Genomic DNA, 19,732 nt, shown 5'->3' with positions numbered 1-19,732 from the left:
CCCATGACCTATTCCATCATCGCCCGTGATCCGGACAGCCAAGAGATCGGCATCGCCGTGGCCAGCCGCTTTTTCGCCTGCGGTGCCGCCGTGCCCTACATCGGGCGGCGCGTCGCCGTGGCCACGCAGGCTTTCGTCAACCCGCTCTGGGGGACCGAAGGCCGGCGCATGTTGGAAAGCGGGGAGCGGGCCGAGGCACTGCTGAAGGAATTCGCCGCCCGCGACGCGGGGCGGGACATTCGCCAGTGCCACATGCTCGACGCGCAAGGGAATTTCGCCGCGCATACCGGCGCGGGCTGTGTCGATTGGGCCGGGCACCGTCTGGGGACCATTCACTCCGTCGCGGGCAATATGCTGACCGGGCCGGAGGTGGTGGAGGCCACGTTCGAGACCTACGCCGCGCGCCAGGATCTGCCGATGGCCGAACGCCTGCTCGCTGCCATGCGCGCGGGCGAAGAGGCGGGCGGCGACATGCGCGGGCGGCAAGCGGCGGGGCTGGTGATCCACCGCGGTCAAGACCACGCCTATCTCGACCTGCGCGTCGACGACCACGGCGACCCGTTGAGTGAGCTTGACCGGCTGCTCGAGGTCGCCGGAGAGCGCTATCTCCATGTGGCCGAAGCGATGCCGAGCCTCGACAATTTTTCGGGCACCTCCGACCGCGCGCCGATTGATGCGGCGATCACCCGCGCCGAAGAGGCCCGCAAGGCGGCGGGCAAGCCAAGCCGGTCGCTGGCGACAGATTCAGAGACAAAGAAAGAGTAACCATATGAACGCGCTCGATTTCGGCCAGCTTCTGCCCCTTCTTGCCATTGCGGTATCCGCCGGTGTCTTTGGCGGCATCCTTGCGGGGCTGCTTGGTGTTGGCGGCGGTATCGTGATTGTGCCCGCGCTTTATCTCGCGCTGTCGACGGCGGGGATGGATCCGGCGATCACCATGCAGGTGGCGGTGGGCACCTCGCTTGCGACAATCGTCTTTACCTCGCTGTCCTCGGGCTATGGTCACTTCAAACGCGGCGCGATTGATATGGACCTGTTGAAACTTTGGGCGCCGTCGCTGTTGATCGGCGTCATAATCGGTGCGCTTCTGGGGGGCTATGTCTCGGGGCTGATCCTTGTTGGCGTCTTTGCCACCGTGGCCGCCATCGTCGCGCTCGACATGATCTTTCGCAAGACCAAGGATGATCCCACACCGCGCGGCTTTGCCAAACCGATCTGGGCGATCTTGGGTGTCGTCACCGGCGGGCTGTCGGCGATGATGGGCATCGGGGGCGGCACCATTGGGGTGCCGTTGTTGAACTTTCTGGGCTATGACATCCGCCGCGCCGTGGGCACCTCTGCCGCGATCGGTTTCATTATTGGCTTGCCGGGTGCGGTGGTCTATGCGCTTACGGGCCTCGGCGCCGAGGGGCTGCCGCCTTTCTCGCTTGGCTATGTGAACCTCGCGGCGGCGGCGATCATCATTCCGCTCACTTCCAGCTTTGCCCATGTGGGTGTGAAACTGGCCCATAGCATCCCGCGCCGGGCGCTTCGGTTTGCCTTTGGAATTTTCCTGATGATAACCTCTCTGCGTATGTTCATTGATTTATTTGAAGCGTTTTCCAACTCATGACACAGCCCCCCCAGTCCGCCCCAAGTGAAGATGAATTGGCCGAGCGGCTGCGCGGAGCGATCCGCCAAGGGGACATCCTGAACGACGGGCGGATGCCGCCCGAACGCGCGTTGGCCGAGCATTTCGGCGTGAGCCGGGCGCGGCTGCGGCTGGCGCTTGGCCTTTTGCAAGAGGACGGCACGATCTACCGCCGCCACGGCCAAGGCACTTTCGCCACACCGCCCCCCGCGACCAATGCCGACAGCCTGCGCCACCTCGCACGGCAGGTCACCCCAAGCGACGTGATGGAAGTGCGGCTTGAGGTCGAACCGGCCCTTGCCGCCCTCGCCGCCGACCGCGCCCGCCCGCAAGAGATCGAGCGGCTGGACCAGTTGATGCGCGCCACGCTGAACCTCAGTGATCCCGACGCCTATGAAGCGGCGGACGACATGTTCCACTACAAGATCGCCGAGATGGCGCGAAATCCGCTGTTCCTTACGGTCTACGAGTCCATCCGCGCGGTGCGCCGCGAAGTGGCATGGACCTCGCGCCGCCGCACCTATCACGCCCCCGAAACGCTGCAGGTTCTGGGCGAGCAGCACATGACCCTGATCGACGCCATCGCCCGGCGCGACACGCTCGGCGCTGCCGCCGCGATGGAGCAGCATCTGCTGACCGTTTCCAAGACCCTGCTGCGCGACCGGGTGCGCAAGATCGAACTCGATCTCTGAAGCCGCCGTTTCGACGGGTTAAATCACGCGCGGGCCGTCACCGCCTTCTGGCCGGATATGTTACAGCATTGTGACAAATTCCTCTGCCCACGCGCCGGAACAGCTTGCAAACGAAACTGTTCGATGTTCGTATCTGCGCATTATTGTATTTCGCGCCAGATGCGCGGATTCTCAGGGAGGAGAACGCAATGTCTCATAAATACCTATTCGCCGCAGGTCTTACCGCGGCCTTCACACTGACGGGCAGCCTTGCCTTCGCGCAAGAGGATTGCGAGCGCGGCGCCTTGGATAAAATGTTCTGCGACGCGGATGGCGATCTGGTCGCCGATGCGCCGACCGATCCCGATATGCTGAAAGACCCGTCGACACTGGTTTTCGCCTATACCCCCGTCGAAGACCCGGCGATCTACGAAGACATCTGGACCCCCTTCATCGAGCATCTTGAGGATGTGACCGGCAAGGACGTGCAGTTCTTCGCCGTGCAGTCGAACTCCGCCGAGGTCGAGGCGATGCGCTCGGGCCGCCTGCATATCGCCGGTTTCTCCACCGGTCCCACGCCCTTCGCGGTGAACCTCGCGGGGGTCGAGCCCTTCGCCATCATGGGCGCGGATGACGGCCAGTTCGGCTACAAGCTGCAGGTCTACACGCAGGCCGACAGCGACATCAAGGAGATGAAGGATCTCGCCGGCAAGCGCGTCGCGCATACCTCACCCACCTCCAACTCCGGCAACCAGGCGCCGCGCGCGCTGTTCCCCGATCTCGGCGTGGTGCCGGATCAGGACTACGAAGTGACCTATTCGGGCAGCCACGACCAATCCATGCTGGGTGTCGTCGCGGGCGACTATGACGCGGCCCCGGTGGCCTCCGAAGTGGTCGACCGCATGGCCGAGCGCGGTCTTTACGACCCCGAGGACGTGCGCATCGTCTGGGAAAGCGATCCCTTCCCGACAACCTCCTACGGCGTGGCCCATGACCTCGCGCCCGAACTGAAGGAAAAGATCAAGGAAGCCTTCTTCTCCTTCGACTTTGAAGGCACTGCTTTGGGCGAGGAATTCGCGGGCGTGAGCAAGTTCATCCCGATCACCTACAAAGACCAGTGGGCGGTGATCCGTCAGATCCAGAAGGCGAACGGTGTCGAGTACACGCCGCAGGGCCTCGCGGCTGAATAATCGTTCAACACCGGGGGCCGGCGCTGACGCCGGCCCCACGTTCAAGGTACAATACATGCTGAAAATTTCCGACCTCGTGAAACGCTATGGCAGCGGTGATCCGGTGCTGAAGAACCTCGACCTGACCATCGAGGGCGAAAGCGTCGTTTCGATCATCGGTTCCTCCGGCGCGGGCAAATCGACGCTGCTGCGCTGCATCAACCGACTGGTGGAGCCGACCTCGGGGTCGATCATGCTCAACGGCACCGAACTCACCAACCTGCGGGGCCGCAACCTGCGCGCCGCGCGGCGCAAGATTGGCATGGTGTTTCAGGGCTTCAACCTCGTCGACCGTCTCACGGTGATGGAGAACGTCCAATCGGGTCGCCTCGGCTATATCTCGACATGGGCCGCCGTGACCCGCCGCTATCCCAAGGCCGACATCCGCCGCGCCTATGAGCTGATGGAGCGCGTCGGCATCGCGCAATATGCCAACACCCGCGCCGACCAGCTTTCGGGCGGCGAACGCCAGCGCGTCGGCGTGGTCCGCGCCCTGATGCAGGACCCCGACATCCTGCTGGCCGACGAGCCGACCGCCTCGCTCGACCCCAAGACCTCGGAGCAGATCATGGGGCTTCTGCGTGATCTGGCCGGTGAGCTGAAACTGCCGGTGCTGATCAACATCCACAACGTGACCGAGGCCAAAGAATACACCGACCGTATCGTCGGCATGCGCTATGGCCGGATCATCTTTGACGACGAACCCGCCAAGCTCGACCAAGCGGCGATGGACCAGATTTACGCGGGCAGCCCCCATGCGGACCGCGCCAAAGATGGGGCCGCGGCATGAGCGCGCCACGGGACAGTTGGAAAAAGCCGCCCTTCATCGCCAACCCGGTGCTGCGGTGGGCGGTGATCTTGGGCGCGGTGGCCTATTTCGGCTGGGTCGGTCTGACCATGCCGATTGACTGGAACCGCGTGGCCGAGGGGCTGGGCCGCGCCGGGCGCATTTTCGGCGGGGCCTTCCCGCCCAGTTTCGAACGCTCCGGCCTGTTGATCGACGGCTTCCTCGAAAGCCTCAAGATCGCCATTCTCGCCACCGCGGGCGGCGTGCTTCTGTCGATCCCCATCGCCTTCATGGCGGCGCGCAACGTGGCGCCGAAGCCGATCTTCTACCTCGGTCGCGCCATTATCATCGTCGCGCGCAGCTTTCACCCGGTCATCGTCGCCATCCTCTTCGTCAAGGCCGTGGGTTTCGGCCCCTTCGCAGGCGTGCTGACGCTGATCGTCTATTCCATCGGCTTCGTCGCCAAGATGCTGGCCGAACGGATCGAGGAGATCGACTTCGGTCAAGTCGAGGCGATGCGCGCCGCCGGTGCGCCCTATTTCTCGACCCTGATCTACGCGATCTTTCCCCAGATCATGCCGCGCCAGATCGGCCTCACGATCTACCAGCTCGACAGCAACCTGCGGGCCTCTGCGGTGGTGGGCATCGTCGGCGCGGGCGGCATCGGCGCGACGCTCGCCAATGCCTTCGGCCGCTATGACTACGACTTCGCGCTGGCGATCACCATGGTCATCGTCGGTGTCATCCTTGTTTCCGAAGCCGTCAGCGGCGTGATCAGAAAGCGCATCCAATGACGACGATTGCAGAGAAATTCGGCCGCGACGACTGGACCCGTTTCACCCTGCGCCAGCGCTTGACGCGCTACGGCGTGCTTCTTGGCTGCGCGCTCGCCATCGCCTGGGCGCTCACCTCGATCGAGGTCATCTGGGCCTGGGTCTGGGGGGCGCCCGAGCAGATCGGCGACCTTTTCGGCCGCATGTATCCGCCCGACCCCAGCAACCTCGAGACCATCCTCAAAGTGCTCTGGGACACGGTGAACATCGCCACTTTCGCCACCACCTTCGCGGTGCTGCTGTCGCTGCCGGTGGCCTATATCGCGGCGCAGAACACCACGCCCAACCGGGCCACGCTCTGGCTCGGGCGGCTGATCCTCGTGACCTCGCGCTCGGTGAACACGATCATCTGGGCGCTGCTCTTCGTGGCGATCTTCGGCCCCGGCGTGGTGGCGGGCATCCTCGCGATCATGTTCCGCTCCATCGGCTTCATCGGCAAGCTTCTGGGCGAGGCGATCGAAGAGATCGACCGCCGCCCCGTCGAGGCATTGGAGGCCACCGGCGCCTCGCGCTTCAAGGTCATCGCCTATGCCATCGTGCCGCAGGTGATGCCGACCTTCTGGGCGGTCTCGATCCTTCGCTGGGACATTAATCTGCGCGAATCCACGGTTTTGGGCCTTGTTGGCGCGGGCGGCATCGGGATCATCCTGCAGGGCGCGATCGACACCTTCAACTGGCCCGAGGTCGCCACGATCCTCATCGCGATCATCGTTCTGGTGATCATCGGCGAGGTGATCTCGGCCTTCCTGCGCCGCCGCATCTTGTGAGTGTCGCCATAGACCCCGCGCAGGCGCTGGCCGAATACCAGCGCCTGCGCCCCCGCCTGCCGGCTTGCGACAAGCTCGGCCATGGGGCACAGGCCGCCCGTTTCCTCGATATCGTCGCCCCCTATGAGTTGATCCTGTTCGACGCCTACGGCGTGCTGAACGTCGGCGAAACGGCGATCAAGGGGGCCGCGCAGACCATCGCGGCCCTGCGCGTGATGGGCAAATCGGTCATGGTCGTCAGCAATTCCGCCGCCTATCCCAAGGCGCATATGATGGACCGCTACGCGCGACTTGGCTTTGATTTCGCAGTAGACGAGGTGGTTACCAGCCGCGAGGCGCTGTTGCACCGCGTCGCGGAAGAACCTCCGCGCCGCTGGGGCGTGATGCTGAACCCCGACAAGGACATGGGAGAGATCGCCGATCTCGGCGCGACCGTTCTGACGGATGATCCGACAGTCTATGACCGGGCCGAAGGGTTCCTCCTCGTCGGGGCGGATGGGTGGACAGAGGCGCGGCAAGCCCTGCTGGAGGCCAGTCTGAAACGCCAGCCCCGGCCCGTCTTCGTCGGCAACCCCGATCTTGTCGCCCCGCGTGAGGATGGTCTATCGCTCGAACCCGGCTGGTTCGCGCATCGCCTGATCGACGCGATCGGCGTGGCGGTGCATTTCTGCGGCAAGCCCTTTCCCGATATCTTCGACTTGGCCCTCGCGCGGGCAAAGCCCGTCGATCCGGCGCGCGTGTTGATGGTTGGCGACACGCTGCACACGGATATCCTCGGCGGGGCGCAGGCGGGTTTCGCCACGGCACTGGTCACCGGCCACGGCTCCCTCTTGGGGTTGGAGGTCGGCGCGGCGATCCAAGGCTCAGGCATCGCGCCCGATCATATCGTCACGGGAATTTAGCGGCGCTTTACTGTGGATTCATTGTCCACAAAGCGCCCCTTCCCCATTGCCATTCTGAACGTCCACCGCTAGCAGTTTTCATGACCTTGTTAATAAGATCGCTGGAGGATACAAAATGTTCAAAATCACCAAGCCCACGGCAATTTTCGCCACTATGGCCGCGCTCACCGGAGGAGCCCTGAGCGCGGAGACCGAAGTCAAGATCGGCTATGCCCTTGCTCCCGACAGCCATTACGGCGTCGCGGCGCAGAAGTGGGAAGAGGTGGTCGAGGCCGAGACGGATGGCAAGTTCAGCTTCCGCCATTTCCCCTCCTCGGGCTTGGGCGGTGAGCGCGAGGTTGTCGAGGGTCTACAACTGGGCACAGTCGAGGCGACCATCGTCTCCACCGGCACGCTGAGCAACTTTGTCCCCGCCACCGGCGTGACCGACATCCCCTTCCTGTTCCGCAGCCTTGACCACGCGCGCCGTGTGCTCGACGGGCCGATCGGTCAGGACATCTTGGCCGAATTCGACGGCGCGGGCCTGGTGGCCCTGGCCTGGGGCGAACAGGGTTTCCGCCACATCACCAATAACCGCAACGCCATCGAAACACCCGAAGACATCGCGGGCATGAAGCTGCGCACCATGGAAAACCCGGTGCACCTCGAAGCCTTCAACGCCGCTGGCGCCGCCCCCACCCCGATGGCCTGGCCCGAGGTGATCAGCTCGCTGCAGCAGGGCACCATCGACGGGCAGGAAAACCCGCTGTCGGTGATCGTTTCGGTCAAGCTCGACGAGGTGCAGAAGTACCTGACGCTTTCGGGCCACGTCTATTCGCCCGCCATGCTGCTGGTCTCCAAACCCTTCTGGGAAGGTCTGTCGGATGAGGACAAGGCCGCCTTCGAGAAAGGCGCGACCGAGGCTGTCACAGCCATGCGTGCCTTCGTCGATGACGTAGAGCAAAGCGGTGTCGAGACGCTGAAAGAGCGCGGCATGGAAGTGAACGAACTGAGCGAAGACCAGAAGGCCGCCTTCCGCGCCTCCATCGAAAGCGCTTATGAGGGTTACTACGAGACCTACGGCAAAGAGCTGATCGACCAGATCGCCGCGACCGAGTAAGCGCCGCGACGTAAAGACGGACGGCCGGGAGCAGTGCTTCCGGCCGTTTTGCACGGGAGGGAAACCATGCGCAGATTGGAACAGCTATTCGTCAAGGTGAACGCCGCCGTGGTGATCGCCTGTTTGACGGGGATGGTCTTGGTCGTGGGGGCGAATGTCGCCCTGCGGTTCAGCACCAACCATTCGCTGTCGTGGTCCGATGAATCCGCCCGCTACCTGATGATTTGGATGGCTTTTCTGGGGGCTGGCCTTGCCCTGCGGCAGGGCGGCCATGTGGCCATCACCAATCTGCATGATGTGATGAACACCCGAATGCAACGCATTCTGCGCGGGGTCATCGTTTTGATTTTGCTGTTCTTCTTTGCCTTCATGGTCAAAGTCGGCTGGGACTATATGCAGCGCGCACAGTATCAGATGACCCCGGCGATGCGCCTGTCGTTTCGCTATGTCTATGCCGCCATGCCGGTCGGGTTCACGCTGTTGATCGTACATCTGTTGCTGATCGCGCGGCCCTTCATCATGGCCGGCCACTATCACCAGCCCGAAGGTCAGACCGAAAACATGCCGGGAGCCGCCAATGGCTGAGATCCTCTTTGTCTCGCTTTTCGTGCTCATGCTGCTGGGGCTGCCCGTCGCCTTTGCCATGGCCATTTCCGTCTTCGCGGCCATCGGTTTGGGCAGTTCCTACCCGCAGATCGTGGTGGTGAAAGAGATGTTCTCGGGCCTCGACAGTTTTCCGTTGCTGGCCGTGCCCTTCTTCATCCTCGCCGCCGAAATCATGACCGGCGGGGCGATCACCCACACGCTTTTGCGCTTTGCCGCACAGTTCGTGGGCCATCTGCGCGGGGGGTTGGGCTATGCCAATGTGATCTCCTCGACGATGTTCGCAGGCATCTCCGGCTCGGCGCTGGCCGATGCGGCAGGGCCGGGGGCGATGATGATCCGCATGATGGAGAAAGGCGGCTACGACCGCTCCTACGCCGGGGCGCTGACGATCTCTTCCGCCGTGGTGGGGCCGATCATCCCGCCGTCGATCGTGATGATCATCTACGCTTTGCAGGATCAGGAAGTCTCGGTCGGATCGCTGTTCATGGCGGGTGTGATCCCGGGGCTGTTGCTTGCCGCAGGAAGCCTTGCCGCCAATGGTTGGGTCAGTTGGAAACGCAATTACCGCAGCGATGAGGCCCGGCCCGACCGGGCGCAGATGTGGCGCAACAGCCTGATGGCGCTGCCCGCCCTTGGGTTGATCGTGTTGATCGTCGGCGGCATCCGGGGGGGCATTTTCACCCCGACCGAAGCGTCGGTCATCGCCGTGTTCTATGCGCTGTTTTGCGGGTTCTTTGTCTACCGCGCCCTGCGCCTGCGCGATCTGCCGCGGCTGATCCTGCGCGCGGCACTGATCTCATCCGCGGTGCTGTTGATCCTCGGGGCCGCGCGGGCTTTCGCATGGGTCTTGGTGATCGAAGGCGTGCCGCAGTTTCTGGCCGAGACGATCATCGCCTGGGAGCTTTCGCCGATCCTGTTTCTCTTGGCGGTGAACGTGCTGTTGCTGCTCTTTGGCCTGTTCATGGACCCGCTGCCGGGGGTGATGATCCTCGTGCCGATCCTCGCGCCGATCAGCCACGCGCTCGGCATCGCGCCGGATCATTTCGCTATCGTGGTGATCGTGAACCTGACGCTGGGGCTGACCACGCCGCCGGTGGGGAGCCTGATCTTCGTGGTCTCCTCGGCGGTGAACCTGAAGCCCGCTGCCTTAATCCGTGAGATGCCGCCGTTCTTTTTGGCGAATTTCGTCGTGTTGATGTTGCTGACGTTTGTGCCAGCAATTTCGACATGGCTGCCAAAGGTCAGCGGTTTTTAGCAATTTACCGCCCGGCATCAGACCGGGCGGCGCCGCGCTGAGCTTGTCCTTACTCGGTCTGAATCCAAACCGCCTTGGTATCCAAATACGCCTGCAGGTGCTCCACGCCGCCTTCCTTGCCGTAGCCCGACATCTTCAGACCGCCAAAGGGCACCGCCGGGTCGATCGCGTGGTACATGTTCACCCAAACCGAACCCGCCTTCAGCTTCTTCACGGTCCGATGCGCGACGCCGAGATCGCGGGTGAAGATTCCCGCCGCTAGCCCGTAGGGCGTGGCATTGGCCCGGGTCACCACCTCTTCCATCGTGTCGAAGGGCAGGACCGAGATCACGGGGCCAAAAATTTCTTCCCGCGCGATGGTCATCTCATCCGTCACATCGGCGAAGATCACCGGCTCGAGAAAGTTGCCGCCCGCGTAGCCCGCCCCCTCGGGCCTGCCGCCGCCTGTGACCAGCCGCGCGCCCTCGGCCTTGCCCTTGGCGATATAGCCCTCGACCTTTTCAGTCTGCACAGCGTTGATCAGCGGCCCCAGATCGGTGCCTTCGTCGAGGCCATGGCCGATCCTCAGCCTCCGCGCGAAGGCGGCCAGTTTCTCGATAAACTCATCCTGAATCTCCCGCGCCACGAAGAGCCGCGAGCCCGCGATGCAGATCTGCCCCGAATGCGCATAGACCGCCATCGCCGCCACCGGCACCGCCTTGTCGAGGTCGGCATCCTTGCAGATGATCAGCGGCGACTTGCCGCCAAGCTCCAGCGTGATCCGTTTGAGGTTTTCCACCCCCGCCCGCGCGATGGTCTTGCCGGTCGCGGTCGAGCCGGTGAAGACCACTTTGTTAACATCCGGATGTTCCGCCAACCGCGCACCGGCCTCGCGCCCGGTGCCGGTTACCACGTTGACCACGCCGTCGGGCACGCCCGCCTCCTGCATCAGCCGCGCGATCATCAGCGGCGTCAGCGGCGCGTCTTCCGAAGGTTTCAGCACCACGGTGCAGCCCGTGGCCAGCGCGGGCGCGATCTTCCAGATAGAGGCGGCAGTGGGCGCGTTCCACGGGATGATCGCGCCCACCACGCCGACCGGCTCGCGCGTGGTGAAGGACAGCATCGACTGCGAGATCGAGTTTTCGATCACGTCGCCATGCAGCGCCACCGCTTGCCCGGCGTAGAAGCGCAGCATCCCGATCACCCGCCGCTTGTTGCCCAATGTCCGCGCCAGCGGCAGCCCCATGTCGGCGGTGTCGGAGATGCAGAGCCTTTCCCAATCCCGCTCCATCACATCGGCGATGCGCAACAGCACCTCCTGCCGGTCGTAGGGCGTGAAGGTGGACCAGACCCCCTCGAAGGCCCGGCGCGCGGCCGCGACGGCGAGATCGACGTCCTCCGCCCCGCCGCGCGGCACCTCCGCCAGCTTGCGGCCCGAGGCGGGATCTTTCACCTCGATCACCGCGCCGGATTGGGCGGGCACGTCCTGACCGTCGATGAACATCGGGCAAAACTGCCCATGGTAAAGCGTTTCGGCAATCTGGTGGGGGTCGCGGGTCAAAGTCATTTCAGCCTCATTCCATTAATGCGCCATTCCTATCAATCGAACTGTCGGTTTCAAATATACAAAGCCCTGTTTGACCAAGAAAATCCGGCCCTGCCGCGTTGCACCGTGCCGGGCGGGCCGCTAGAACTTTCCCCAAGGGAACCGCCGCAGGGGTGGCGGTGGCAAGCGAAGGAAAATCCATGAAAATCGGTATGATCGGTGTCGGCCTGATGGGCCACGGAATTGCCCGCAACGTGATGCGGCGCGGGGGATTTGCGCTTGGCTATTTCGACCACCCCGGCAACCAGCCGACCGATGAATTGGACGGGCTCGGCGCCACGGCTTTCGACAGCCTGAGCGATCTGGCCGCCGCCTCCGATGTGATCATCCTTTGCGTCACCGGCTCGCCGCAGGTCGAAGGGATCCTGACCGGAGAGGGCGGCGTCATCGCGGGGCTGAAGCCGGGTGCTGTGGTCGTCGATTGCTCAACCTCCCTGCCCGCGTCGACGCTGAAAATGGCCGAAGCGGTCAAGGCGGCGGGGGGCGATTTCATTGATGCGCCGATGACCCGCACCGCGCAGTTTGCCCATGAGGGGAAGTTGAACCTGCTCGTCGGCGGTGACGCGGACACGGTCGAAAAGGTCTCTCCGGTGCTCGCCGCCTTCACCGAGGAGGTCAAACATGTGGGCGAGGTCAGCGCGGGCCATCGGCTGAAGCTGCTGCACAACTATGTCTCGGTCGGCTTCATGTCGCTGCTGGCCGAGGCCGCGGCGCAATCGGCGGATGCGGGGATCGATCCGCAGAGTTTCGTGGATGTCTTGGCGGGCGGCGGCGGTGCCAGTGTCGCGCTTGATCGGCTGTCGCCCTTCATCACCAGCGGCGACCGCGAGGCGCTGCCCTTCGCGATCAGCAACGCGCTGAAGGACTTCGACTATTACCGCCAGATGTCCGCCCAAGCGGGCGCGCAGGTCGAGATTGCCGATGGGGTCTATCGCGCCCTTTCCAACGTCGTCGAAAAGGGCGCGGGTGATGCCTATGTCCCTGAATTGGTGCAGCATTTCCGCAAGGGTTAAGCCCGAGGGTTCAGAGCGTCAGCGTCCCGATGCTCGACCCGCCGCAGACGAAAAGCGTCTGGCCGGTAACGAAACTACTGGCCGGGTCGCAGAAGAAGAGGAAGGCGTTGGTCACGTCCTCCACCTGCCCCAACCGCCCCACGGGGATGCGCTTGGCAAGCGCGGCTTCGCGCTCGCTTTCTTTCGGGATGATGCCCCAGAAATTATCCGTTTGCACCGGGCCGGGGGCCACGACATTGACGGTGATGCCATGCGGCGCAAGCTCCAGCGCCCATGTACGCGCCATGCCGATCATCCCCGCTTTCGAGGCGGAATAGGCCGTGCGCGTGGGCGCGCCCAAGGCGGCACGAGATGCGTTGAACATCACCCGGCCAAAGCCGCCTTCCTTCATGGCAGGCAGGAAGGCTTGCAGCAGCGTCAGGGCCGAGCCGAGGTGCAGTTGCGCAAGGCCGGTGATGTCTTCGGGCTTGGCCTCCTCAACCAGATTGGGCCAGATCAAACCGGCGTTATGCACCAGATGGGTCACCTCATGGCGCGCGGCGATGTCAGCGGCAACGGCGGCGACGGAGGCGGGGTCGAGCAGGTCGGCTTCGATATGCTCGCAGCCCTCCGCCTTCCATTCCGGCTTGCCTCGGGCGATCGAGATCACGCGATAGCCGCGCTCAAGCAGCCGCTGCGCCAGATCGGCGCCGATGCCCTTGCTGCCCCCGGTGATGACGGCGGTGTATTCGGTCATACTCTCTCTCCCGGTATCAGCGCCAGCACCCGCAATGGGCTGCCAGTGCCGCCTTTGATCTTGAGCGGCGGTGCGATCAGCATGGCCCCCGTGGGCGGCAGTTGGTCGAGGTTGCACAGGCATTGCAGCCCGTATTTCCCCGCCCCATGCAGCAGGTAATGCGCGGGGAAAGGCGGGTCGTAATGCATCCCCTGCCCCGCGTCGGTGCCGACCGTTTCCGTGCCAAAGCCGCGAATGCCGCGCTCTAGCAGCAGTTCGATGGCGGCGGGCGTGGGGCCGGGCGAATGGGCGCCGTCCTCGCGCATGTTGAGGTAATCCGCCCCGCTGCGTTTCGACCAATCGCTGCGCATCAGCACCCAAACATCGGCGGGGATCGGCCCGTGCTGGGCCTCCCAATCGCGGATGATCTCGGGCGTCAGCTCAAAGTCGTCGTTCTGCGCCGCCCCCGCCGAGCAGTCGATCACCACGACCGGGCCGATGAAGGCTTCGGGCGGGATTTCATCCACCGCGCCATGGGCCACGTCCTTGCCCGAGACCCAGTGAATGGGCGCGTCGAAATGGGTGCCGGTGTGTTCGTTCAGCGTGAGGTTATGCCACTTCCACGCCGGGCCGCGATGATCATAGGCCGAGACCTCCTCCATCCGAAACCGCGCGCATTGGCCGAACTCTGGCGGCAGGACGATGACCGGAAAGTCCGGGTCGAGCCTATGGGTCAGGTCGATGACCTTTGTTGCACCGCTTGCCAGTGCGTCGGCCAGTGTCGTGATTGCATCGCTCATGCGCCGCTCCCCCGCGTTTCGCGTTCCATCAAGGCCGGATCGTGCAGCCAGCGGGCCAGCGCGTCCTGGGCCACGTCACCGCAGGCGACCTCTTCCAACCCATCGACCAGCCCGCGCACCACTGTCCGCGCCAGCGCGCGGGGGGCGACTTTGGGCGGTGGCAGGGGTTGGCGCCATTCGTCATCGACGGGGCCGGTGTAGACATTCATCACCCGCAGCCCCGATCCGGCAAACTCCGCCCGCATCGTCTGGCTGAGCGACCGCGCCGCCGCCTGGGAGGCATCGAAGCCGCCGAACCCCGCCTCGGGCGCCAAGGCCCCCACCGACAGGAGATTGACCCAAGCCACCGCCGCATTGACCCCATCCGCCGTGCGTGAGGCCATCGCGGGGCCAAAACCCTGCGCCAACCGCATCAAGCCCAGCACGTTGGTCTCCATCCCCTCGCGGGCAAAGACCTTGTCACTGCCCAGCACCCCGTCGGGGCGGATGAATTGAGCGGTGTTGATCAGGATATCGACCTTGCCCCCGATTTCGGCGGCGAGGCGCGAGACGGAAGCCCCATCGGTGACATCGAGCGGCATGAGGCTGACACTCTCCATCCCCTCGAAGGCCGCGCGGCCTTCCCACCGGCGCCAATGTTCCGGCTCACCCAGGAATATCTCCGCCGCGCCTGCGCTTAATAGCGCTTGGGCCAGCGGCAGGGCCAAGGGAGAGCGGGCATCGGTGATCAAGACCCGCCGGTGTTTCGGATCGCTCGACATTTCGCGCAGCACGGAATCGTCTTGCATAAACTCGCTTCCCTCTCGCGGCAGGGCCACCATGACCCCCTGCCCGGCCCGGTCCAGTTTCAACGTCAGCCGCACCGCATCGCCACGCGCGACGTCGCCATGCAGATGGCACACCGCCACCGGCCCCGCGGCCAGTTGCACCGTGCCGATGCGCCACGGCAGACGCTCGCGGAAATACGGGTCGGGCGAGACGCGGATCGTGGTTTCGGCCAGCACCTCGCCCACGCGGTCTGTCTCGCGCCACACCAGCGCGACGGAGAGGCATTTGCAGCAGGCATCGCGTGGGGGGTATTGCACCGCCCCGCAATCGGTGCAGTGTTGCAAGGCAAAGGTGCCGCGCCCGGCGGCAATCGCAAGGCCAAGGGCCGCGCGCGAGCGCTGCGCGGGCGGCAGCGTCGGCACCCTGCTGCGCTTTTGCGGGTTTTTCTTTCGGGGCGGCGTCAGTGGATCGGTCATGGCGCGCCCCCCTCGATGATCGCCGCGGCAGAGCAGACGCCCCGGTCATAGTTGATCATGCCAAAGCCCGAGACCAAGGCCCGCCGGGCGTTAGTCACCTGTGTGCCCTCGGCCTGCCCGGTCACCTGCCGGATCGCTTCCACCAGCCCCAGATAGCCGCCCGCGGCCCCGGCTTGGCCGACCGACAATTGCCCGCCCGAGGTGTTATGGGGGAAATCGCCGTTGATCGTCAGATCCCGTCGCCGCACAAAGGCGGCCCCCTCCCCCTTGGCGCAGAACCCGAGGTCTTCGAACTGCATCATCGAGATCACCGGGTAGTCGTCATAGGTTTGCAGCAGATCGACCCCCTCCGGCCCATGGCCCGCCATCTCGTAGAGCTCAGCGATATCCACGCCCCAGCCGCCGCGCAGTTGCATCGGGTCGTCGGGGTAGGCGTTATGCCGCTCGATGGTGCCGCTGATCCGCGCGAAGGGCAGGTCGCGCCGCAGGGCTTCATCCTCGCGCATGACCAAAAACGCCTCGGCCCCGGCGCAGGGCATCACGCAGTCGAATAGCGCAATGGGGTCCGAGATCATGCGCGCATCGAGGTATTGGTCGAGGGTCAGCGGGGTTTTCATCAGCGCATCGGGATAGCAGAGCGCATTGGCGCGTTGCGCGACGGCGATCTGGCCAAAGTCCTCTCGCGTGGCGCCGTATTCCTGCATGTAGCGGTCCATCAGCAGGGCGAAACTCGCGTTCGGGCCGCCGAAACCATAGGGAAAGGTCGCATCCATCGAAAAGCGCGAGAAGCCGCTGAGCAGGGTGCGAAAGCTGTCGATCCGGTTCGCGTCTCCTGCCACGCAGGCCACCACATCCACGTCGCCCGCCTGCACCGCCCGCGCCGCGCGGCGCAGCGCAATGACCCCGCTGGCCCCACCCGTCGGCACGGTATCGAGCCAACGCGGGCTGAGCCCCAAATGCTGGGTCAGCCCGACCGGCGTGTCCGGCGCGAGCGAAAAGCTGGAGACCGAAAACCCGTCCAGCGCGCCCGGCGCGATCCCGGCCTTGCCCAGCATCGCGCGCAGGGCGCGGGCGATCCACCATTGGGCGGTCTCATTGCTATAGCGTGCATAGGGCACCGAGGTGGGCGCCGCGAGGACGACGCCGTCGTAGCCCCTGCGCCTCATGCCGCCCTCCGTTTCTTCATACCGCGCAGGTCTTGCGTGGCGGGATCGTCCAGCAGATCGGCGGCCAGCGTTTTCAGCACCCCGCGTTGGAGTTTCTGCGTCGCCGTCAGCGGCAGCGCCTCGACAAAGGCGATAAAGCCGGGGGCTTTGTAATAGGCAAGCTGGGTCAGGCACCATTCGGTGATTTCACGGGCCAGGACGGCAGGGTCAGCGCCTGCGTCCTTCGGCACGATACAGGCGAAAACCTCATCCCCCCGCACCGCGTCAGGCACGGCGGCCACGGCGGCGCTGGCCACGGCGGGGTGGCGCATCAGGGTCGATTCCACCTCAACCGCCGCGATGTTCTCGCCCGAGCGGCGGATCACGTTTTTCTTCCGGTCGACGAAATACATCGCACCATCCGGCGCACGGCGCACGATGTCGCCGGTGTGGAACCAACCCTCCGCCCAAGCCTCATCCGTGGCTTGGGCATTCTTGAAGTAGCCCGCAAAGAACCCGCGCCGTGGGTCGGCACCGGCGCGGCGCACCAGCAACTCGCCTTGATCGGCCTCTTGCCCGGCATCGTCGAGCAGCCGAACCTCCAGCCCCCCTTCGGGCGCGCCGAGGCAGCTTTCCCCCACGCGGCGCGGTTCGCGGTTGGCGCAGATCACCGCCCCCGCGCCGGTTTCGGTCATGGCCCAAGCCTCGACCAGTGGAAAACCGAAACGCGCCTCGAAGGCGGCGTGCAGTTTCGGGTCGACCCCCGCGCCGAAGCCAAAGCGCACGGCATGGTCGCGGTCGGCTTCGCTCGCCTCGGCCCCCATGAGCATTGACGGCATCACGCCAAGGTAGTGCAGACAGGTCGCCCCCGAGGCCCGGACCGAGGCCCACCAGCTACGGGGGTGGAAGCGATCGAGCGCAGTGAGAGAGCCGCCCACGGCGATCATCGCCATGAAGGAATAGGCCATCGCATTCATGTGGAAGATCGGCAGCGGCGTGATCATCCGCTCGCCGTCTTGCGAAAGGGCGCAAAGCCCGCCGGTGTCAGCGTACCACCGCCCGGCGTCGAGGAAATAGGTATTGGTCAGGATGCAGCCCTTGGGCTGGCCGGTGGTGCCCGAGGTGTAGAGCAACGCGGCCTCGGCCTCCTCCGCCCCGCCTTGCCGTGCCGCGATGGTCTCACGCGTCGCGGGGGCGGGCAAGGGATCCTCCGGTGCGATTACCGGCATGTCGCGCCCGGTTTGCCGTGCCGCCGCGCGCAAGTCCTCGCCGCGCGCGGGGATCGCCACGGCCAAGACCGGTTCGGCATGGTCGATCATATAGCTCAGCTCAGCCGCGCGCAGATCGGGGTTCACCGGCACGACCGACAGGCCCAGTCCGTTCAGCGCCAGCCACCAGAGGAAAAAGGCCGGGCGGTTTTCCATCAGCAACATCACGCGCTGCCCGGGCAGATAGCCCGCCGCCGAGATGCGCTTGCGCAGGGCCGCAACCTCGCGCGCGGCGTCGGCATAAGTCACCTCCCCCGCCGGAATGCCGTAGATGTCCGCCGTTTCCGGCAGGACATTCAGGAAACCCCGTTCGGGGTGCCGCGCGGCGGTGTCTTCAAAGGCCGCACAGACCGTCTCAGTCGCTGCCCCGATCATGGCAACAACTGGATGTTGCGGAAGGCCGCGTCGCAATTCACGATATCGACCCGTTTGTTGGCAATGCGCAGACGCCCCTCGACCCGCGCCAGCTCATGCCGCGCGGTGACGGCGAGCAACTGCTGCTCGTCCAGCCGCGTCTCGACGTAATGCATGAAGGTGGTCGTGACGAAACGCCCGGCCTCCGCATCCATCTCATCCACAAAGGGCCGTTGGATGACATGGTGACAGCGGCTTTTGGGCTTTTGGCTAAAGGTGCGCGCGCCGTTCAGACGTTCGACGCGCAGCTTGAGCATGAACATATCTTCATACATCAACGAGGTCTCGTTGATCGGGTCTTTCTGCTGATAGTCCAACGGCATCCAATAGTGCCCATCCGGCAGCCAGAGGTCGAGCCATTCGGTATAGCGCCCCTCGTCCAACATGCGCACTTCGTCATAGATGAAGTCGATCAGGCTTTCGCGCGTCACGGTCATTCCGCCGCCTCCGTCTTTTGGCCCATCGTCATGAACTTGACCCAAGCGTGGAATTGGTTGCGCATCTGGCGTTCGGTGGTGCCGTTTTCGACCGCCTCGACCTCGAAATCCTCGTCCTCCTCGATCAGGCGTTGGATGTTCACCCATTCCAGCCCGTCAACCATCAGCCCTTCCTGCGCGCGTTCGTACATCTCCAGATCGTCATGGCCGACGATGGAGGTGGGCGCGTTGATCATGCGGTTGTACATCGCGGTGCGGGCGGTCAGCTCATCAGGCGCGTCGACAAGGCGGTAGATGTAGCTTTCCACCACGGTCCGGTCCGCGGCGATGGGTATGAAGACCCGCAACTGCTGGATCGGCCCCTTGATCATGATGTTGGGAAAATAGACCGTGTTGTGCCGGTTCTCGTCCAAGATCGCCTTGGCCTTTTCCTCCCCGTAGCTGTCGCAAAGCGCTTCAAAATAACCGGGGATGGCGGAATAATCCGAGTGGATAGAGTGGTTTACCCCCGTGTGCCCATGCCCGTTGGGCCAAGTGCGGATGCCCATGCCTTCGAAGAAATCGTAAGGCGACATGAAGGGGGCGATGATCTCCATCGCGGGAGGTTTGGGTGCGTCCTCGGGCAGGCCCAGTTCTTCGTAGAGCTTCACCGCCGTCCCGGCAGAGCTTTCATGCGCCACCATCGGGTGACAGGTGTCGGTCTGGTTTTCGACCAGCATCTTCCAGTTGCAATGGTGCATATAACGCAGCGGTGGGCCGACGACTTCGAGACGTCCCGCAGGGGAGCGGTCAACCATATTGTCGAGCGAGGACAGGCTTTCGCCAAAGAACTCTTCGAAGCTCATGCCCTCGTCGGCCAGCCGCGCAAAGATGAAGCCCCGGTAGTTTTTCACATCGCCGACGCTGCGCATCCCCTTGCCACTGTCGGTCTCTTCCAGCCCGGTGTTCTGGTAGCCCTTTTTGAGCGGGATCGCCAAGAGACAGCCATCAGTCTTGAAGCTCCATGCGTGATAGGGGCAGCGGAAGAATTTGCCGGTGTTGCCTTGCCGGTCGATCACGATCTTGGTGCCTTTATGAGGGCAGCGGTTCAGCAGGACATGGATGTCGCCCGTCGAATGGCGCACCTGGATGACGGGCTGGGTGCCGATATGGGTGCTGAAATAATCGCCCTTGTTCGGGGTCTGGCTTTCATGGCCGACAAAGACCCAGGCATTGGCGAAAAGATGCTTCATCTCTTGCTGGAACACCTCTGGGTCGGTGTAGATATCGCGGTGCACCTGATGTGGTTGCACGAGGGCGGCCAAGGCCGCCGGGCTGTCGTAACGTCCCATG

Annotated in this window: 20 protein-coding genes; 12 read left to right on the top strand and 8 right to left on the bottom strand. The window is 64.3% G+C overall.

Features of this window, described 5'->3' with window-relative positions; genetic code table 11:
- Positions 1-3: 3 nt before the first annotated feature.
- The 11 genes from ACGYLC_RS15165 (at position 4) to ACGYLC_RS15115 (ending at position 9,779) form a co-directional block, all read left to right on the top strand.
- Positions 4-765 carry a DUF1028 domain-containing protein gene (locus tag ACGYLC_RS15165; protein ID WP_394423650.1) on the top strand — a complete coding sequence of 254 codons (762 nt, stop codon included), beginning with the start codon at positions 4-6 and terminating at the stop codon, positions 763-765.
- Positions 766-769: 4 nt separating this feature from the next.
- A complete protein-coding gene (locus ACGYLC_RS15160; RefSeq protein WP_394423649.1) occupies positions 770-1,612 on the top strand; it encodes a sulfite exporter TauE/SafE family protein in 843 nt (280 codons plus the stop codon).
- Entirely contained in the window at positions 1,609-2,322 is a 714-nt protein-coding gene (locus ACGYLC_RS15155) for a FadR/GntR family transcriptional regulator (protein WP_394401083.1), read from the top strand. Before ACGYLC_RS15160 ends, ACGYLC_RS15155 begins: the two co-directional genes overlap by 4 nt.
- Before the next feature lie 188 nt (positions 2,323-2,510).
- A complete protein-coding gene (phnD, locus tag ACGYLC_RS15150) occupies positions 2,511-3,491 on the top strand; it encodes a phosphate/phosphite/phosphonate ABC transporter substrate-binding protein (RefSeq protein WP_394423648.1) in 981 nt (326 codons plus the stop codon).
- 55 nt (positions 3,492-3,546) lie between these two features.
- Positions 3,547-4,320 carry a phosphonate ABC transporter ATP-binding protein gene (phnC, locus tag ACGYLC_RS15145; protein ID WP_394401089.1) on the top strand — a complete coding sequence of 258 codons (774 nt, stop codon included), beginning with the start codon at positions 3,547-3,549 and terminating at the stop codon, positions 4,318-4,320.
- Positions 4,317-5,111: a phosphonate ABC transporter, permease protein PhnE gene (gene phnE / locus ACGYLC_RS15140; RefSeq protein WP_394423646.1), complete on the top strand. Its 795-nt coding sequence runs from the start codon at positions 4,317-4,319 to the stop codon at positions 5,109-5,111. Before phnC ends, phnE (ACGYLC_RS15140) begins: the two co-directional genes overlap by 4 nt.
- Complete coding sequence (gene phnE, locus ACGYLC_RS15135) at positions 5,108-5,917, top strand: phosphonate ABC transporter, permease protein PhnE (RefSeq protein WP_209219192.1); 810 nt, start codon at positions 5,108-5,110, stop codon at positions 5,915-5,917. The genes phnE (ACGYLC_RS15140) and phnE (ACGYLC_RS15135) overlap by 4 nt, the downstream gene beginning before the upstream one ends.
- A complete protein-coding gene (locus ACGYLC_RS15130) occupies positions 5,914-6,819 on the top strand; it encodes an HAD-IIA family hydrolase (protein ID WP_394423644.1) in 906 nt (301 codons plus the stop codon). Before phnE (ACGYLC_RS15135) ends, ACGYLC_RS15130 begins: the two co-directional genes overlap by 4 nt.
- 115 nt (positions 6,820-6,934) lie before the next feature.
- Positions 6,935-7,918, top strand: coding sequence for a TRAP transporter substrate-binding protein (locus ACGYLC_RS15125; protein ID WP_394423642.1), 984 nt, complete (start codon positions 6,935-6,937; stop codon positions 7,916-7,918).
- A 66-nt stretch (positions 7,919-7,984) separates the two neighbouring features.
- Positions 7,985-8,503: a TRAP transporter small permease gene (locus ACGYLC_RS15120; RefSeq protein WP_394401099.1), complete on the top strand. Its 519-nt coding sequence runs from the start codon at positions 7,985-7,987 to the stop codon at positions 8,501-8,503.
- Entirely contained in the window at positions 8,496-9,779 is a 1,284-nt protein-coding gene (locus tag ACGYLC_RS15115) for a TRAP transporter large permease (RefSeq protein WP_394423640.1), read from the top strand. Before ACGYLC_RS15120 ends, ACGYLC_RS15115 begins: the two co-directional genes overlap by 8 nt.
- A 49-nt stretch (positions 9,780-9,828) precedes the next feature.
- On the opposite strand, the gene ACGYLC_RS15110 is transcribed toward ACGYLC_RS15115, so the two are convergent.
- Complete coding sequence (locus tag ACGYLC_RS15110; RefSeq protein WP_394423639.1) at positions 9,829-11,325, bottom strand: aldehyde dehydrogenase family protein; 1,497 nt, start codon at positions 11,323-11,325, stop codon at positions 9,829-9,831.
- A 158-nt stretch (positions 11,326-11,483) separates the two neighbouring features.
- Here ACGYLC_RS15110 and ACGYLC_RS15105 point away from each other — a divergent pair, with 158 nt between their 5' ends.
- On the top strand, positions 11,484-12,377 hold the full coding sequence (locus tag ACGYLC_RS15105; protein ID WP_394423638.1) for an NAD(P)-dependent oxidoreductase: 894 nt from the start codon (positions 11,484-11,486) through the stop codon (positions 12,375-12,377).
- Positions 12,378-12,387: 10 nt separating this feature from the next.
- Here ACGYLC_RS15105 and ACGYLC_RS15100 read toward each other — a convergent pair whose 3' ends face one another.
- Genes ACGYLC_RS15100 through ACGYLC_RS15070 form a run of 7 tightly spaced genes read right to left on the bottom strand, consistent with a single transcriptional unit; the run spans position 12,388 to position 19,731 of the window.
- The gene (locus ACGYLC_RS15100) at positions 12,388-13,113 is read right to left on the bottom strand and encodes an SDR family NAD(P)-dependent oxidoreductase (RefSeq protein WP_394423637.1); all 726 of its coding nucleotides are present in this window, start codon (positions 13,111-13,113) and stop codon (positions 12,388-12,390) included.
- The gene (locus ACGYLC_RS15095) at positions 13,110-13,892 is read right to left on the bottom strand and encodes a cyclase family protein (protein WP_394423635.1); all 783 of its coding nucleotides are present in this window, start codon (positions 13,890-13,892) and stop codon (positions 13,110-13,112) included. The genes ACGYLC_RS15100 and ACGYLC_RS15095 overlap by 4 nt, the downstream gene beginning before the upstream one ends.
- Positions 13,889-15,136: an SDR family NAD(P)-dependent oxidoreductase gene (locus ACGYLC_RS15090; RefSeq protein WP_394423633.1), complete on the bottom strand. Its 1,248-nt coding sequence runs from the start codon at positions 15,134-15,136 to the stop codon at positions 13,889-13,891. Before ACGYLC_RS15090 ends, ACGYLC_RS15095 begins: the two co-directional genes overlap by 4 nt.
- Positions 15,133-16,302 carry a thiolase family protein gene (locus ACGYLC_RS15085; RefSeq protein ID WP_394423632.1) on the bottom strand — a complete coding sequence of 390 codons (1,170 nt, stop codon included), beginning with the start codon at positions 16,300-16,302 and terminating at the stop codon, positions 15,133-15,135. Before ACGYLC_RS15085 ends, ACGYLC_RS15090 begins: the two co-directional genes overlap by 4 nt.
- Positions 16,299-17,924 carry an AMP-binding protein gene (locus ACGYLC_RS15080; protein ID WP_394423630.1) on the bottom strand — a complete coding sequence of 542 codons (1,626 nt, stop codon included), beginning with the start codon at positions 17,922-17,924 and terminating at the stop codon, positions 16,299-16,301. The genes ACGYLC_RS15085 and ACGYLC_RS15080 overlap by 4 nt, the downstream gene beginning before the upstream one ends.
- Entirely contained in the window at positions 17,921-18,400 is a 480-nt protein-coding gene (locus ACGYLC_RS15075) for an aromatic-ring-hydroxylating dioxygenase subunit beta (protein ID WP_394423628.1), read from the bottom strand. Before ACGYLC_RS15075 ends, ACGYLC_RS15080 begins: the two co-directional genes overlap by 4 nt.
- A complete protein-coding gene (locus tag ACGYLC_RS15070) occupies positions 18,397-19,731 on the bottom strand; it encodes a Rieske 2Fe-2S domain-containing protein (RefSeq protein WP_394401125.1) in 1,335 nt (444 codons plus the stop codon). The genes ACGYLC_RS15075 and ACGYLC_RS15070 overlap by 4 nt, the downstream gene beginning before the upstream one ends.
- Position 19,732 lies beyond the last annotated feature (1 nt).

It is taken from the genome of Sulfitobacter sp. 1A12157 (genome assembly GCF_043557345.1).
Taxonomy (GTDB): Bacteria; Pseudomonadota; Alphaproteobacteria; order Rhodobacterales; family Rhodobacteraceae; genus Sulfitobacter.
The sequence above is the reverse complement of the archived record's forward strand: the minus strand, read 5'-3'. Positions and strand labels throughout refer to the sequence as shown.

What these genes read in the sequence shown, in the direction of transcription:
- ACGYLC_RS15165 (WP_394423650.1), top strand. Translation starts at nt 4, where the DNA reads ATGACCTATTCCATCATCGCCCGTGATCCGGACAGCCAAGAGATCGGC.
- ACGYLC_RS15160 (WP_394423649.1), top strand. Translation starts at nt 770, where the DNA reads ATGAACGCGCTCGATTTCGGCCAGCTTCTGCCCCTTCTTGCCATTGCG.
- ACGYLC_RS15155 (WP_394401083.1), top strand. Translation starts at nt 1,609, where the DNA reads ATGACACAGCCCCCCCAGTCCGCCCCAAGTGAAGATGAATTGGCCGAG.
- phnD (WP_394423648.1), top strand. Translation starts at nt 2,511, where the DNA reads ATGTCTCATAAATACCTATTCGCCGCAGGTCTTACCGCGGCCTTCACA.
- phnC (WP_394401089.1), top strand. Translation starts at nt 3,547, where the DNA reads ATGCTGAAAATTTCCGACCTCGTGAAACGCTATGGCAGCGGTGATCCG.
- phnE (WP_394423646.1), top strand. Translation starts at nt 4,317, where the DNA reads ATGAGCGCGCCACGGGACAGTTGGAAAAAGCCGCCCTTCATCGCCAAC.
- phnE (WP_209219192.1), top strand. Translation starts at nt 5,108, where the DNA reads ATGACGACGATTGCAGAGAAATTCGGCCGCGACGACTGGACCCGTTTC.
- ACGYLC_RS15125 (WP_394423642.1), top strand. Translation starts at nt 6,935, where the DNA reads ATGTTCAAAATCACCAAGCCCACGGCAATTTTCGCCACTATGGCCGCG.
- ACGYLC_RS15120 (WP_394401099.1), top strand. Translation starts at nt 7,985, where the DNA reads ATGCGCAGATTGGAACAGCTATTCGTCAAGGTGAACGCCGCCGTGGTG.
- ACGYLC_RS15115 (WP_394423640.1), top strand. Translation starts at nt 8,496, where the DNA reads ATGGCTGAGATCCTCTTTGTCTCGCTTTTCGTGCTCATGCTGCTGGGG.
- ACGYLC_RS15110 (WP_394423639.1), bottom strand. Translation starts at nt 11,325, where the DNA reads ATGACTTTGACCCGCGACCCCCACCAGATTGCCGAAACGCTTTACCAT.
- ACGYLC_RS15100 (WP_394423637.1), bottom strand. Translation starts at nt 13,113, where the DNA reads ATGACCGAATACACCGCCGTCATCACCGGGGGCAGCAAGGGCATCGGC.
- ACGYLC_RS15095 (WP_394423635.1), bottom strand. Translation starts at nt 13,892, where the DNA reads ATGAGCGATGCAATCACGACACTGGCCGACGCACTGGCAAGCGGTGCA.
- ACGYLC_RS15090 (WP_394423633.1), bottom strand. Translation starts at nt 15,136, where the DNA reads ATGACCGATCCACTGACGCCGCCCCGAAAGAAAAACCCGCAAAAGCGC.
- ACGYLC_RS15085 (WP_394423632.1), bottom strand. Translation starts at nt 16,302, where the DNA reads ATGAGGCGCAGGGGCTACGACGGCGTCGTCCTCGCGGCGCCCACCTCG.
- ACGYLC_RS15080 (WP_394423630.1), bottom strand. Translation starts at nt 17,924, where the DNA reads ATGATCGGGGCAGCGACTGAGACGGTCTGTGCGGCCTTTGAAGACACC.
- ACGYLC_RS15075 (WP_394423628.1), bottom strand. Translation starts at nt 18,400, where the DNA reads ATGACCGTGACGCGCGAAAGCCTGATCGACTTCATCTATGACGAAGTG.
- ACGYLC_RS15070 (WP_394401125.1), bottom strand. Translation starts at nt 19,731, where the DNA reads ATGGGACGTTACGACAGCCCGGCGGCCTTGGCCGCCCTCGTGCAACCA.